Consider the following 14,245-nt stretch of genomic DNA (forward strand, 5'->3'; position numbering starts at 1 on the left):
CAACCCCACACCAGCACCGCAACACAAACAACCCGACACCGACGCCGCGGCAATGACGACGGGGCCCGCCGATCGACTCGGCGGGCCCCGTCACCGTAGGGGTCAGTGCTCGGTGCCGTGCTGTGCCGGGCCGCCCGGCGTCGCCTCTCGGTCGGCGCCCTTGGCCGCTTCGGCCTCGCTGTAGATGTCGGGCTCCAGGTAGATGACGCGGGCGATCGGGACGGCCTCCCGGATGCGGGCCTCGGCGGCGTCGATGGCGGCGGCGACCTCGGCGGCGGTGTCGTCGTGCTTCACCGCGATCTTGGCGGCGACCAGGAGTTCCTCGGGGCCGAGGTGGAGCGTGCGCATGTGGATGATGCGGGTGACGACGTCGCCGTCGACGGCGGCGGCCTCGATCCTCTCGACGTCCTCGACGCCCGCGGCCTCACCGAGCAGCAGCGACTTGGTCTCGATGGCCAGGACGACCGCGATCAGGACGAGCAGGATGCCGATGCAGATCGTGCCGATGCCGTCCCAGACGCCGTCGCCGGTGAGCAGGGCCAGGCCGACGCCGCCCAGGGCGAGGACCAGACCGATCAGCGCGCCGAGGTCCTCCAGGAGGACGACGGGCAGCTCGGGGGCCTTCGCGTGGCGGACGAACTCCTTCCACGACTTCTTGCCGCGCAGGACGTTCGACTCCTTGATGGCCGTGCGGAAGGAGAAGGACTCGGCGATGATCGCGAAGACGAGGACGCCCACCGGCCAGTACCAGTGCTCGATCTCGTGCGGGTGCTTGATCTTCTCGTAGCCCTCGTAGAGGGCGAACATGCCACCGACGGAGAAGAGGATGATCGAGACGAGGAAGGCGTAGATGTAGCGCTCACGGCCGTAGCCGAAGGGGTGCTGCGGGGTCGCCTCGCGCTGGGCCTTCTTGCCGCCGACCAGCAGCAGGGCCTGGTTGCCTGAGTCCGCGAGCGAGTGCACGCCCTCGGCGAGCATCGACGACGACCCGCTGAACGCGAACGCCACGAACTTCGATGCCGCGATCGCGAGGTTGGCGGCGAGTGCCGCCACGATCGCCTTGGTTCCGCCTGACGCGCTCATGTGTCGCGTTGTCCCTTCGCCTTCGTAGCGGAGCGTCGCCGAGGGGACCTTCGCCCCCGGTCGGCTTTGCCCGTCCTTTGCCGGTGGGCCATTGTTGCAGCCCGGTCCGACGGTGGCGCGCCGGGTCGTGAGATGCCCTCGGTCAGGCGACGACCGTGGCCCGGAAGACCGTACCGGCCCCGGACACTTCGGCTTTTTCGCCCGCCGGTACGAAGACGGAGCGGCCCGGCGTCAGTTCGTGCTCCCCGGCGCGGACGGCTCCGGCCGTGCAGAGCAGGATCTGCGGGGTGGCGCGGGTGAGGTCGTGGGCGGTGGTGCCCTCCGGGAGGACGTACCGGGACAGCCGGAACTCGTCGATCGGGGTCTCGTAGACCTCCTCGCCGTCCGGGGAAGCCTCGGGGCGCAGCACTCCCGCGTCGCCCGCCTCGAAGCGCACGATGCGCAGGAGTTCGGGGACGTCGACGTGCTTGGGTGTCAGGCCGCAGCGCAGGACGTTGTCGGAGTTGGCCATGATCTCGACGCCGAGGCCGGTCAGGTAGGCGTGCGGGATGCCGGCGCCGAGGAACAGGGCCTCGCCGGGCTGGAGACGGACGTGGTTGAGCAGCATGGCCGCGATGACGCCGGGGTCGCCGGGGTAGTGGTGGGCGATGTCGGCGTACGGGGCGTACTCGCCGCCGAGGCGGGAGCAGGCGACCGCGGCCTCGGCGACGGTGTGGGCCATCTCGTCCGGGTCGGCGCTGAGGATCGCGGTGAGCACCTCGCGCAGGGCCGCTTCCTCGGGGTGGGCGTGCAGCAGGTCGACGTACGGCTTGAGGGAGTCGACGCCGAGGCCGTCCAGCAGGTCGGCGGTGCGCAGCGGGTCACGGAAGCCGCACAGGCCGTCGAACTCGGTGAGCGCGCAGATCAGTTCGGGCTTGTGGTTGGCGTCCTTGTAGTTGCGGTGACCGGCGTCCACCGGGATGCCGCGGGCCTCCTCGTCCGCGTACCCCTCCTTCGCCTGCTCCAGGTTCGGGTGCACCTGGAGGGAGAGTGGGGCGCCGGCGGCGAGGATCTTGAGCAGGAACGGCAGGTGCGGCCCGAACTTCGCCACGGCCGCGGCGCCCAGCTCGCGCTCCGGGTCGGCCTCGATCACCTCGACGAGCGTGCCGCGCCCGGTGCGCGAGGGTGCGCCCGGGTGCGCGCCCATCCACATCTCCGCCTGCGGTTCACCGGTCGGCTCGACGCCGAGGAGCTTCGGGATCGCGGTGGTGGAACCCCAGGCGTAGGGGCGGACGGTGTTGTCGAGACGGTCCATGCGGTTGTCTGCCTGCTCTCTGCGGGTAGGCGGGTTCTCTTCGAGGAGGACGCCGGTTCGCCTGGTGTACGACTACCGGTTGGGCCGGCGTACGACTGCCGGTTCGCCCGGTGTACGGCTGCCGGTTGGGCCGGTGTACGACTGCCGATTGGGCCGGCGTACGACTGCCGGTTCGCCCGGTGTACGACTGCCGGTTGGGCCGGCGTACGGCTGTCGGGGCGTCCAGGGACAGATCAGGCCCCCGAGGCGAGCGCCAGGTAAACGGCGGCGAAATCCGTGATGGCGATCAGTTCGGCGAGGGTCTCCAGCTCACCGCCGGGTTCCGGCTCCAGCTCGCTGATCGGTGTGTCGTGGCTGAGGGCGAGGTCGCGGGCGCTGGGCGCGGCGGTGAGGCCGCCGATCGGCCGGTCGCGCAGCAGGACCACGCGTGCGTGCAGGGCCGGTGTCTCCTCGACGCGGTCCCGGAAGAAGTCGTCGGGGTCCGCGCTCGCCGCGAGGCGGCCGGCCAGCAGGGCGCTGTGCGAGGCGAGTGCCTCGGGCAGTTCGGCGACGAGGGCGGGGTGGCCGGAGAGCTCGGCGAGCGCGGCGGCGAATCGGCGGCCGGCCGGGCCCGCGGAGACGCCCTCGGTCCAGATCAGCGGGAGCGCGTCGGCGAGTTCGGCGGCGAGGGTCTTGGCGGGGTTGCTGTACGTCGCGATGGCGGGGCCGCAGCGCTCGGCGATGTGGTCGAGGCGGTCGGCGACCTTCTCGACGGCGTCGGGCGGGGCGGTGAGCAGACCGGTGCGGTCCAGGAGCGCAAGGAGCGGGGTGAGCAGGGCCCACAGGACGCCGGGGGCGGAGGCGGCGAGGGACTCGTCCTGCTCGTACGGGGCGGTCGCCATCGGTACGAACAGGCCGTGGTTGCCGTGCGTCGCCTCGGTGAGCGGGGTGCCCGCGGGGGCCACGGTGACGACCGTGCAGCCGCGGCGGTAGGCCTGCTCGGCGAGCAGGGACAGGCCGGGTTCGGTGCCGTCGGGGGTGGCGATCAGCAGGAGGTCGACGGAGCCGGCCCAGCCGGGGAGCTCCCAGCGCAGGGCGCCCGCGGCGGGGGCCACGCCGGCCGGTGCCAGCCGGGTGACCGGGCTGGTGGCGCCGGCGAGGGTGCCGAGGAGGTCGGCGACGCAGGTGGCGGCGGCGCCGGGGCCCGCGATGAGGACGGCTCGGGGGCGGCCGTCCGGCTTGAGGTCGTGGACACCGGCCTCTACGGCGTGCCGGGCGGCGGTGCGGACGCGGGCGCCGGCTTCGGCCGCGCCGCGGAGCAGGGCACGGCGGTCGGCGTCGGCGAGTGCCTCCGGCGTGTCGAGCAGCGATTCGTCGAGCATGGGCGACGGCCTCCGATCGCCGGGTTTTCTTTGGGGTCTGTTGTGCGGGGGGTGCCGGGTTTGCTACCAGGGCCGTGCCGGGGCGCCTGTGGAGTCCGTGTTCCCCGTTACTCGGGACGGCGGGCCTCGTCGACCAGGAGGACCGGGATGCCGTCGCGGACCGGGTAGGCCAGGCCGCAGTCCTGGCCGGTGCAGATCAGCTCGGCTTCCTGCTCCTTGAGGGAGGCGTGGCAGGCCGGGCAGGCGAGGATCTCCAGGAGGCCGGCTTCCAGCGGCATGGCGGGTCCCTTCTGGGGTGGGGGTCGGTGGTGCGTGCGGGTGTGCGGATGTGCCTGGTCAGCGTACCGCCGGTGGGGGCGGGGTGCCGGGGTTGGGCGGCGCTGTGCGGGGTCCGAGGGCAGCCGAGGGTTTTCGCCCCCACCTCACCCCCGCCTCACCCCCGCCTCACCCCCGCCTCACCCCCGCCGCCCTGCCCGTCGCTTCCTCCAGGGGCTCTGTCCTTCGCCCCCGGAGCTTCCGGGGCTGCCGTCCCAGACCCCGCTTCGGCCTGAACGGCCTCGTCCTCAAACGCCGGACGGGCTGAAAAGATTACTGACCGGCGTCAATCGGGCGGGCTAAGGTGCCAGGTCCGGCGTCGAAGGGCGCGGCCCCGGCAGGTGGGCGGGTGCCGGCAGGCCGTGGGCTCAGGCCCTGATGATCGCCAGCGCCTCGTCCCGAATCTTTCTCATCGTCTCCTCGTCCCTGGCCTCCGCGTTCAGGCGGAGCAGAGGCTCCGTGTTGGACGGGCGGACGTTGAACCACCAGTCGGTGGACGTGACCGTCAGGCCGTCGAGGGTGTCCAGGCGGACGTCGTCGCGGCCCTCGTAGGCCGTCCTGATCGCGGCGAGGCGGTCCGCCTGGTCGGCGACGGTGGAGTTGATCTCGCCGGAGCCGGCGTAGCGGTCGTACTGGGCGACCAGGCCGGACAGGGGGCCCTCCTGGCCGCCGAGGGCGGCGAGGACGTGGAGGGCGGCCAGCATGCCGGTGTCGGCGTTCCAGAAGTCCTTGAAGTAGTAGTGGGCGGAGTGCTCGCCGCCGAAGATCGCGCCGGACTTCGCCATCTCGGCCTTGATGAAGGAGTGGCCGACGCGGGTGCGGACCGGGGTGCCGCCGTTCTCCGCAACGACCTCCGGGACCGACCAGGACGTGATCAGGTTGTGAATGATCGTGCCCTTGCCGCCGTGCTTGGCGAGCTCGCGCGAGGCCACCAGGGCGGTGATGGCGGACGGGGAGACGGGCTCGCCGCGCTCGTCGACGACGAAGCAGCGGTCGGCGTCGCCGTCGAAGGCGATGCCGAGGTCGGCGCCCTCCTCGCGGACCCGCTTCTGGAGGTCGACGATGTTCGCCGGGTCCAGCGGGTTCGCCTCGTGGTTCGGGAAGGTGCCGTCCAGCTCGAAGTACATGGGGACGACGTCCAGCGGGAGGCCGCCGAAGACGGTCGGCACGGTGTGGCCGCCCATGCCGTTGCCCGCGTCGACGACGACCTTCAGGGGGCGGATCGCGGTCAGGTCGACGAGGGAGCGGAGGTGGGCCGCGTAGTCCTCCAACGTGTCGCGCCGCGTGATCGTGCCCGTGCGCGGGGCCGGGGCCGGGGCGCCCGACTCCAGCCAGTTCTCCGCCAGTTCGCGGATCTCGGCGAGGCCGGTGTCCTGGCCGACCGGGGCGGCGCCGGCGCGGCACATCTTGATGCCGTTGTACTGGGCCGGGTTGTGCGAGGCCGTGAACATCGCGCCCGGCAGATCCAGCGCACCCGAGGCGTAGTAGAGCTGGTCCGTGGAGCACAGGCCGATCTCGGTGACGTCGACGCCCTGGGCCGCGGCACCTCGCGCGAAGGCGCGGGACAGGCCGGGCGACGAGGGGCGCATGTCGTGCCCGATCACGATCGCGCTCGCGTCCGTCACCCGGACGAAGGCGGCGCCGAAGAGCTCGGCCAGCGACTCGTCCCACTGATCGGGTACGACCCCGCGCACGTCGTACGCCTTCACCAGCTGTGACAGATCAGCAGCCACGGGCACCCCTCCTGAAAGTCCTGTCGGTCCCCACAAACTACCCGCCCGGACCGACAGTGCGCCGGACGGTCGCCGAGTGGACCCCCAGCCGTAACCTTCAAGGTCAGGGCAGCATCCAGCCCAGTACCGGTGAGCTCTGGCCGACCACGATCAGGCACATCACCAGCAGCAGCCCCAGGCTCCAGGGCAGCACCCGCCGCAGCAGGTCGCCCTCCTTGCCCGCGAGTCCCACGGCCGCGCACGCGATGGTGAGGTTCTGCGGCGAGATCATCTTGCCGAGCACACCTCCTGAACTGTTGGCGGCGGCCAGGAGTTCCGGCGACAGCCCGGACTCCCGCGCGGCCGTCACCTGCAACGCCCCGAACAGCGCGTTGGCCGAGGTGTCCGACCCGGACACCGCCACCCCGAACCAGCCCAGCACCGGCGACAGGAAGGCGAGCCCGGCGCCGGCCGCCGCCACGAAGTGGCCGATGGTGGCGGCCTGCCCGGACAGGTTCATGACGTAGGCGAGCGCGAGCACCGACGTCACGGTCAGGATCGCGAACCGCAGCTCGTGCACGGTGGCGGTCCACTCCTTGACGGCCACGCGCGCGTGCACGCCCAGAACGGCCGCCGTGAGCAGCCCGGCGATCAGCACGAGCGTGCCGCCGGTGGACACGATCGGCCAGCTGAAGACGTTGCCGCCGACGGCCTCGCCGTCCGGGTTCGCGACGTTCAGGAAGGGCCAGTCGTACGTCTGGGTCGCTCCGGCCAGCCAGTCTTTGACGACCGGGATCTGGGCGATGGAGAAGATCACGACGATCAGCGCGTACGGCGCGTAGGCCCGCACGACCTCCCCGCGCGGGTCGTCCTCGTCGAGTTCCTCGCTGCGCGACCCGGTCAGCACGGACGCGCGTACGGCCTCGGTGGCGGGCACACGCGCGTGCGGGACGGCGACCAGGGCGCCCGCGCCGGCCAAGGCGGCGCCGATGTCGGCGAGTTGCGCGGAGACGTAGTTCGAGGCGGCGAACTGGGCGACGGCGAAGGCGACTCCGCACACCACGGCCGGCACCCAGGTCTCCCGCAGCCCGCGCCGGCCGTCCACGAGCCCGACCAGCAGGAGCGGCACGACCAGCGCCAGCAGGGGCGTCTGCCGGCCGACCACGGAGGCCACGTCGTCCAGCGGCAGCCCGGTGACCTGGGCGAGGGTCACCACGGGCGTCCCCATCGCGCCGAAGGCGACGGGTGCCGTGTTGGCGACCAGGGCGACGACGGCCGCGCGCACCGGCTCGAACCCGAGCGCCACGAGCATCACCGAGCAGATGGCGACGGGCGCTCCGAACCCGGCGAGGGCCTCCAGCAGGGCGCCGAAGCAGAAGGCGACGACGAGCGCCTGGATGCGCGGGTCGTCCGACAGCCGTCCGAACGACCGCCTGAGGATGTCGAAGTGCCGTGTCCGGACCGTCATCCGGTACACCCACAGGGCGTTGACGACGATCCACAGGATGGGGAAGAGCCCGAAGACGGCACCCTGGACGCCGCTGGAGAGCGTCTGGTCGAGCGGCATGCCGTACGCGAGCCAGGCGACCAGTACGGCCGCCAGAAGCCCGGTGAGCCCTGCGAGGTGCGCCTTCATCCGGACCCCGCCCAGCAGGACGAGCACGATCACCAGGGGCAGGGTCGCCACGAGGGCGGACAGCCCCAGTGAGCCTGCCACGGGCTCCAGTTCCTGGATGTACACGGGCACCTCCGGGATTCCGTCATGCGGAAAGCGATTTCTCGTTTCGACATGCGGAATGGTCGTGTCCGCGACAACAGCCCGTCAATGCTTGTGCAGCACTCAACCAAACGAAGGCACGACGAAGAGAGGGAGGAAAGACAGGCGAAGGGAACCGACCGTCAGTTGTCGGGCGAGCGCAGCACCCTGAGATGACCTCGCCGCGCGACCTCCATCGGGTCGGCGCCGCGGCCACCGCCGCCGGCCTCGGCCGCCCGCTCCTGCGGACGCGCCGCCTCGCGCACGGCGTTGGCAAGCGCTTCCAGGTCGTCCCCGCTCGGACGGGCCGGAGCGGAGCCGTCCAGCAGGCGTACGACCTCCCACCCGCGAGGGGCGGTCAGGCGCTCGGAGTGCTCGGCGCACAGGTCGTAGCAGTGGGGTTCGGCGTAGGTGGCGAGCGGGCCGAGGACCGCGGTCGAGTCGGCGTAGACGTACGTCAGCGTCGCGACGGCGGGACGGCCGCAAGCGGTGCGCGAACAGCGACGTACAGGGCTCACGACGTTGGACGGTACCGCACTCTTGAGCGGGCCGCGACGACTCTCCCCCAGGTCACCCCACCGTGTCGTGTTGTGAGGCACCCCGCGCGCCCCTCTTGCCCCACCCTCCTGACCTGCCCAAAAGCCGCTTTGCGGAATACCGGGCAGCGACAGATCCGGTCACCACTCGGCACAAAACCCGTCATTTACCTCGACTTCGACGGTCTCGGAGAGATGCCGAATCGAGCCCAAGCTTGGCTGGAATGGTCATCTGCCGACATGCCGCACGGACAGGGAGACGTCACTCCCGCCACCCCACCGCGATCGGACAGGTACCTGCCGTGAGGACTACCCTTCATCAGTGATGGACACCCCTGTACCGCCCCGTGCCGCAGGCCCCGGGCCCCGTCGTCGTGATCGCCACGGACGGGGCATGCGCGGCCCGATCGCACCACCCCAGGTCCCCCTCGCCGCCAGCCGCGCCGACGTCTTCGCGGACCTGGTCCAGGACTCCGTGGAGCGCCTCGAACGCCGCTGGCCGCAGCTGACCGACATCGATTTCCTGGTCCTGGAGGTCCCCCGCCTCGACGGCCGGACCTGGAACGACGAGGCGGTCCCCCTGGGCGGCACGATCCCCGCCCGCGAGGGACGCCCCGCGCGCGTGGTCGTCTATCGCCGCCCGGTGGAGATCCGCACCAAGGGCCGGGACGAGCGGGCGGCCCTGGTCCACGAGGTGGTCGTGGAGCAGGTGGCGGAGCTGCTGGGCCTCACGCCGGAGACGGTCGATCCGCGCTACGGCGAGGACTGACGGCCGTCGGTGCCCCTGCTTCCGCGGCGCCGGCGGGGCCGTTACTTCTGCAGCACCGACAGGTCCTCGTCCGCCTCGGGCACGGCCACCATCCCCCGGTCGTCCGGCAGCGTCTGCACGGTGAAGGCCAAGACGCCGTCCTGCGACGACGTCAGCGTGCGGGACGCGTACACCGGCCCGCCCGACACCGTCTCGACCGTGAGGGCGTAGGTGCCCTTCAGGCCGCTCGGGACGGGCGCCTCCACCTGCTGGGTGGTACCGGACTTGACCGTGTACGTCTTCGAGACCGCCGAACCGCCCTCGCTGCCCGCGGACGCCGTGACCTTGATCTCCGCCGTGGCGGACGGCGCCGTCACGGACAGCGTCGTGCCCTTGCCGGTGTTGTCCACCGCCGTCGCGCGCTTGCCGACGGCCCTGCTCGCCGGGATGAACGCCGTCTCCTGCCCGGCGCCCTTCCCGCGCACCACCCGGACCGCGGCGACCACCGGAACGGCACGGTCCGTGGGTGTCAGCACGAGCGACCCCGGCTCGCCCCGCATCACGTCACCGAGGTCCACCGCGCTGGTCATCCCGCCCTTGACGTGCAGCGTCTCGTTCCCGGCGGGTGTGATCGACCCGGACGGCGAGGCGAGCCGCACCTTCAGATCCGCGTCCGACTCGCCCGGCGCGAACGCGATCAGCCGCACGGCCGTGGCGTCCTTGGGGATGCCGGGCAGCACCAGGCTCCCCGTGGGATCGACGGACGCCGCGATCCAGTCGCCGCCGAGCTTGTCGTCCAGCGCCTGCACCGAGGCACCCACCCGGCCGCTGCGCACGCTCACGTGCACGGTGACGTTGTCCTGCTTCTCGCTGATGAGCGTGGACAGGAGTATCGGCTCGCCGGAGTGCGGCTGAACGGTGATCCCCTCCCCCGCGGTGGTCTCCAGGGCGCCGTCCTTGCCGTACAGCTCGATGTCGACGACGGCGGCGGAGTCGTCCGGGTTCGTCAGATGCACGTAGTCCGTGCGGTCGGGTGCCGTGCTGGCGCCCGGGAACCAGAACTCGGTGTCCGGAGCGGTGCAGTTGACGCCCTGGATCCCGCGCCCCGTGCCGGCCGCGACCCGGGTGGTCTGCTGGACGGTCCAACCGGGCGCGAACTTCCCCTCGGCGGTCCCGACGAGCGCCGGCGAGTCGGCCCCCGAGGCGTCCTCGGCCACCGGCTTCCCGGGCTCCTTGGCCGTGAGAACAGGCTTGTCGGCGGCCGTCCTGCCGCCCTTGCCTGCCTTCCCGTCCTTGCCGTCCTTGCCGTCCTTGTCGTCGGCCGCGGCTCCCGGCTCCTCGCCCGCGGAGAGCAGTTCCGCCTTGCCGTCGCTCGCCGTCCCCTTGGTGACGGGCGTGAACGAGGTGTACGTCGTCTCGGCGAGGTCCGAACTGCTCGGCGCCGGGCACACCAGACTCGTACGCTCCACCGGCAGCTCGGCGGCCGCCTTCGCGGGGCTCGCGCCGGACGCGTCCGGTGACGTCAGCGCCGCGAACCCGGTGACGGCGGCGAGGGCGCCGACGCCGGCGATGAGGGACAGGGTGGTGCGGTTCACTGCTGGCTCCCGTCGGAACGCTCGCTGCCGTGCTGTTGTTGCTGCTGCTGCGGGTCGTACGTGGCGTCGTAACCCTGCTGGTACGTCTGGTCGTACGAGGGGTCGTACGACCCGCCCTGCGCCTGACCGCCGTACGCGTACGGGTCGTACTGGCCGCCCTGGTACGGGTCCGCCTGGTACCCCTGGTCGTAGGCGCCGCCCGCCGGGTACTGCTCGCCGCCCTGACCGCCCTGGTACTGCTCGCCGCCGTAGTTGCCGTACTCGGCGCCCGCGTAGCTGGCGGTGTCCCACTCCCCGTAGGGCGTCTGCTGCGGAATGCCCGTGGACGGCTCCGCAACCGGTGGCGGCGGGAACTCCCCGTCCTGAGCGCCCTCTTCGGCCTCGGCCTGGGCGCGCAGCCGACGGGCCCTGCGGCCCTCGCCCGCCATGGTCTCGGCCGGGACGGGGGTCTCCTCGGGCAGGTCGTCGTCGATGTCGCGGCGGCGTCCGGGCAGCGCCATCACGACGAGCACGAGGGCGAGGAAGCCCTGGGCCCACAGCCAGACGGTGTGGCCGATCGGGTCGTCGTAGGTGACGTCCAGCCTGCCGCCGTCGGCGGGCAGTTCGAAGCCCTGGGCCCAGCCGTCGACCGTGGTCGGGGTGAGCTCCTTGCCGTCGAGCGTGGCCGTCCACCCGTCGTCGACGCTGTCGGCGAGCCGCAGCACCCGTCCGTCGGAGCCGGCCGGGACCGTGGTGTGGATCTCGACGGGCCCGGCGGCGACCGGCTGGGGTTCACCGGCCGCGGTGCCCGAGCCGGACCCCGCGACGACGGCCGCCCGCGACACCTGGCGGTCGATGCGCCACAGCGCGCTGCCGTTCTGCTCGCTCAGCCGCGACAGCCCCGGCGTGGCGTCCAGCACGCGCGTGACGTCGCGCGGCGCGCCCTTGTGCACGAGGACATAGCGCACGGCGAACGCGCCCAGCTGGTCCGCCTGGTCGGCGCCGGAACCGGCGACGAGGTTGGCGACGATCTTGTCGAGCTTGGTGTTCTCGCCGTCGGCCACCGCCAGTTCGGCGTCGCCGAGGCGGGCGCCGGAGCCGCGCACGAGCATGTAGGCGACGTGGGCCGAGGAGTCGCTGTCGAGGACGAGGGTGCGGGCCTGGTCACGGCTGCCGCTCTCCTCGGCGACGAACGCGGGCACCTGCACGGGATCGCGTCGCTCCAGCGGTCCGTCGGCACCGCGGATCATCCAGCCGGCGGCGACGAGCAGCGGGCCCGCCGCCGCGGTGAAGGCGATCAGCGCGGCGACCGGCTGACGCCAGCCGAAGCTCTGCTCGGCCACGCGCGAGCGTGCCCCGTCGGCGCCGAGCAGGGCGGCGGCCAGGAGGGCGATGCCGTAGACGAGGGTCGCGGGGCCGGCCCAGGTGGAGCCGTTGGACAGGACCGCGAAGAGGAAGCCCAGCAGGGCGACCGCCCAGGCGGTCCGGATCCCGAGCTGACGCTCGGAGCGCAGCAGGGCAGCCAGCGCGGCCAGCACGACGCCGATGAGCATCAGTCCGCTGACGGTGCCGGGCCCGCCGGGGCTGGCGCCGAGCAGGTCCAGGGCGGACGCGGCCGAGGCGCCGTACTCCAGACCGGCCTCGCGGAAGAAGCCGAACGGCAGCAGCGACAGCGACCAGGGCGCGAGCACCAGCAGGGGCGCACCGAACTGGGCCAGGAAACGCAGGCCGTACGCGGTGATGTCGGTGCGGCGCACCGCCAGCAGACCGATGCCGAGCAGCAGCGCGATGGGCCAGATGATCGGCGTGAAGGCCGTGGCGACGGTCAGCAGCAGGGCGTACGCCCAGGTGGCACGCCAACTGCCCCGGGCGTCGGAGCTGTTCGCCAGGCCGCTGGCCGCGATGCCCGCGCGGGCGATCAGCGGCAGCAGGACGGCGAGTACGGCGGTGCCGATGCGGCCGCCGGCGAGGGCGCCGGTGGCGGCGGGCAGGAAGGCGTAGACGACGGCCGCCCAGGCACGCAGCAGGCGCGACTCGACGAGCGGACGGGAGGCGAAGTACGCGGTGAATCCGGCCAGCGGCACCGAGCAGACCAGCAGCACGGTGACCGCGAGCCCGGTCGAGCCCAGCAGGGTGGAGGCGAGCATCGCCACGAGCGCGAGGTAGGGCGGCGCGGTCGAGGTGCCGCCGGCGCCCACCGGATGCCAGGCATCCAGGTAACGGGACCACAGCTCGCCGGATTCGGCCGGGGCGGGCAGCAGGGCGCCGCCCGCGAGCGCGCCGCCGCCGAGGAGCTCGCGGCAGGCGATGAGCGAGGCGAACAGCAGCGCCAGGAAGAGCACCGGCCCGGGCTTGCGGGCGACGCGCTTGAGGCGTGCGAACTGTTCTATCTCCAGGAAGTCGGCGTCGTCGCCGCCGGGTCCGGACTCGACGGCGCTGCCGTGCCGTCCCGCGCCGGAGGTCACTTCGGGGTCGGAGCGGCCGACGAGGCTGCTCGCGGCCTGTTCGACGGTGGCCCGCACGGTCGCGCCGGGCGGCGGGAAAAGGGCCCGCAGCTCGGCCTTGTCGATGACGGGTCGCCCGCGCCTGCGCCGTCCGGCGATGATCCGCTCGGGGCGCAGCAGGGTGCCCATGAGGCCGCGGATCTCGTCGAGGGCCTGTCCGGGGACCTTGCCGACGAGGTAGGCGAGCGTGCGCAGGACGGTGCCCACGACGAGGCGCAGCAGCACCCACGGCAGCACGGCGGTGCGGGTGTTGACGAGCAGGGTGTAGACGGCGCCGGCCTTGTCGACCTTGTGCGGGGAGGCGGCGGTGCGGCCCACGCAGTCGACGGTGCGGCGCTCGCGGGAGGACGCCTCGGCGTGTCGTACGACCGCCTCGGGGGCGATGAGGACGCGGTGCCCGGCGGCGGTGGCGCGCCAGCACAGGTCGACGTCGTCCCGCATGAGGGGCAGTCGCCGGTCGAAGCCGCCGAGCTCTTCGAAGACGTCGCGCCGGACGAGCATGCCGGCGGTGGACACGGACAGCACCGAGCGCACGTGGTCGTGCTGGCCCTGGTCCTGCTCGCGGCGGTCCAGGCCGGTCCAGCGGCGGCCGGAGTTGGCGATGGTGACGCCGACCTCAAGGAGCTGGCGGCGGTCGTACCAGCCGCGCAGCTTCGGGCCGATCACGGCGATGTCGTCGCGCCCCAGCTCGTGCTCGTTCTCCACGACGCGCAGCAGCTGGGCCAGGGCGTCGGGTTCGGGCGCGCAGTCGTCGTGCAGGAGCCACAGCCACTGGACCGGTTCCCCGTGGGGGAGTTCCGGCATGTCGTAGGCGTCGTCGCGCCAGGTGCGCGTGACGGGGTCCCAGCCGCTGGGCCGTTTCAGATACGTCAGCTCGTCCGGGGTGAGGAGGGGGGCGGTGCGGTTGGCCTCCTCGACGGCCTGGCCGAATCCGGTGCGCCGCGCGAGGTGCAGTACGCGGTCGGCGCCGAGGGCGTCGGTGACCAGCTGCGCGGACTGGTCCGCGCTGCCGGTGTCGGCCGCGACGGCGAACTGGACGGGACGCTCCTGGCCGAGCAGCCCCGCGAGCACGTCGGGCAGCCAGCGGGCGCCGTCGTGGGAGACGAGCACCGCCGTCACCACATGACGCGGGAACTCAGGAGTGGCAGCGGAGTCGTGCTGGGCTGCCGTGTGGCTGTGCACGGACATCGAGGTACGGGCCCCGGTTCGATGGACTGCGGTGGACGCCCGTGCCCCGAGGGGACACCGGGGCGTCTCGGACGAGCGACCACACTATCGGCTGGGCATCACGGCGGCCCGCCGCCTGTGGATAACCCACCTGCGACGGGCCGTTCGAGACCTGTTCGAGACGTATGTGCGTGC

10 protein-coding genes are annotated in these 14,245 nt (G+C 72.6%); 1 reads left to right on the forward strand and 9 read right to left on the reverse strand.

All coding sequences use genetic code 11. The features are described 5' to 3' along the window. Positions 1 to 102: 102 nt before the first annotated feature. The 7 genes from AC3ETA_RS26280 to AC3ETA_RS26310 form a co-directional block, all read right to left on the reverse strand. Complete coding sequence (locus AC3ETA_RS26280) at positions 103 to 1,083, reverse strand: cation diffusion facilitator family transporter (RefSeq protein ID WP_432195372.1); 981 nt, start codon at positions 1,081 to 1,083, stop codon at positions 103 to 105. Between the two features lie 142 nt (positions 1,084 to 1,225). Further along, positions 1,226 to 2,377: a mannose-6-phosphate isomerase, class I gene (gene manA / locus AC3ETA_RS26285; RefSeq protein WP_432195373.1), complete on the reverse strand. Its 1,152-nt coding sequence runs from the start codon at positions 2,375 to 2,377 to the stop codon at positions 1,226 to 1,228. Positions 2,378 to 2,610: 233 nt separating this feature from the next. Then, positions 2,611 to 3,738, reverse strand: coding sequence for an SIS domain-containing protein (locus AC3ETA_RS26290; RefSeq protein ID WP_432195374.1), 1,128 nt, complete (start codon positions 3,736 to 3,738; stop codon positions 2,611 to 2,613). 107 nt (positions 3,739 to 3,845) lie between these two features. Next, complete coding sequence (locus AC3ETA_RS26295; protein ID WP_432195375.1) at positions 3,846 to 4,016, reverse strand: Trm112 family protein; 171 nt, start codon at positions 4,014 to 4,016, stop codon at positions 3,846 to 3,848. Between the two features lie 405 nt (positions 4,017 to 4,421). After that, positions 4,422 to 5,786 (reverse strand): phosphomannomutase/phosphoglucomutase, encoded by a 1,365-nt coding sequence (locus AC3ETA_RS26300; protein WP_432195376.1) that lies wholly within the window; start codon positions 5,784 to 5,786, stop codon positions 4,422 to 4,424. Between the two features lie 103 nt (positions 5,787 to 5,889). Continuing rightward, entirely contained in the window at positions 5,890 to 7,506 is a 1,617-nt protein-coding gene (locus AC3ETA_RS26305) for an L-lactate permease (RefSeq protein ID WP_432195477.1), read from the reverse strand. A 158-nt stretch (positions 7,507 to 7,664) separates the two neighbouring features. Continuing rightward, a complete protein-coding gene (locus tag AC3ETA_RS26310; protein WP_218162383.1) occupies positions 7,665 to 8,039 on the reverse strand; it encodes a DUF3499 domain-containing protein in 375 nt (124 codons plus the stop codon). 343 nt (positions 8,040 to 8,382) lie between these two features. Between AC3ETA_RS26310 and AC3ETA_RS26315 the strand changes: the two genes are divergently transcribed. Then, a complete protein-coding gene (locus AC3ETA_RS26315; RefSeq protein WP_432195478.1) occupies positions 8,383 to 8,826 on the forward strand; it encodes a metallopeptidase family protein in 444 nt (147 codons plus the stop codon). A gap of 41 nt (positions 8,827 to 8,867) precedes the next feature. Here the strand turns inward: AC3ETA_RS26315 and AC3ETA_RS26320 are convergent, their stop codons facing one another. Together AC3ETA_RS26320 and AC3ETA_RS26325 are read right to left on the reverse strand one after the other, a co-directional pair. Further along, complete coding sequence (locus AC3ETA_RS26320) at positions 8,868 to 10,400, reverse strand: DUF5719 family protein (protein ID WP_432195377.1); 1,533 nt, start codon at positions 10,398 to 10,400, stop codon at positions 8,868 to 8,870. Continuing rightward, positions 10,397 to 14,071, reverse strand: a complete 3,675-nt coding sequence (locus tag AC3ETA_RS26325) for a glycosyltransferase family 2 protein (RefSeq protein WP_432195378.1) — start codon at positions 14,069 to 14,071, stop codon at positions 10,397 to 10,399. Before AC3ETA_RS26325 ends, AC3ETA_RS26320 begins: the two co-directional genes overlap by 4 nt. Positions 14,072 to 14,245 lie beyond the last annotated feature (174 nt).

This window comes from Streptomyces sp. bgisy027, from assembly GCF_057710365.1.

Coding starts and splice junctions, on each gene's coding strand:
- AC3ETA_RS26280 (WP_432195372.1), bottom strand. CDS start 1,083: ATGAGCGCGTCAGGCGGAACCAAGGCGATCGTGGCGGCACTCGCCGCC.
- manA (WP_432195373.1), bottom strand. CDS start 2,377: ATGGACCGTCTCGACAACACCGTCCGCCCCTACGCCTGGGGTTCCACC.
- AC3ETA_RS26290 (WP_432195374.1), bottom strand. CDS start 3,738: ATGCTCGACGAATCGCTGCTCGACACGCCGGAGGCACTCGCCGACGCC.
- AC3ETA_RS26295 (WP_432195375.1), bottom strand. CDS start 4,016: ATGCCGCTGGAAGCCGGCCTCCTGGAGATCCTCGCCTGCCCGGCCTGC.
- AC3ETA_RS26315 (WP_432195478.1), top strand. CDS start 8,383: ATGGACACCCCTGTACCGCCCCGTGCCGCAGGCCCCGGGCCCCGTCGT.
- AC3ETA_RS26325 (WP_432195378.1), bottom strand. CDS start 14,071: ATGTCCGTGCACAGCCACACGGCAGCCCAGCACGACTCCGCTGCCACT.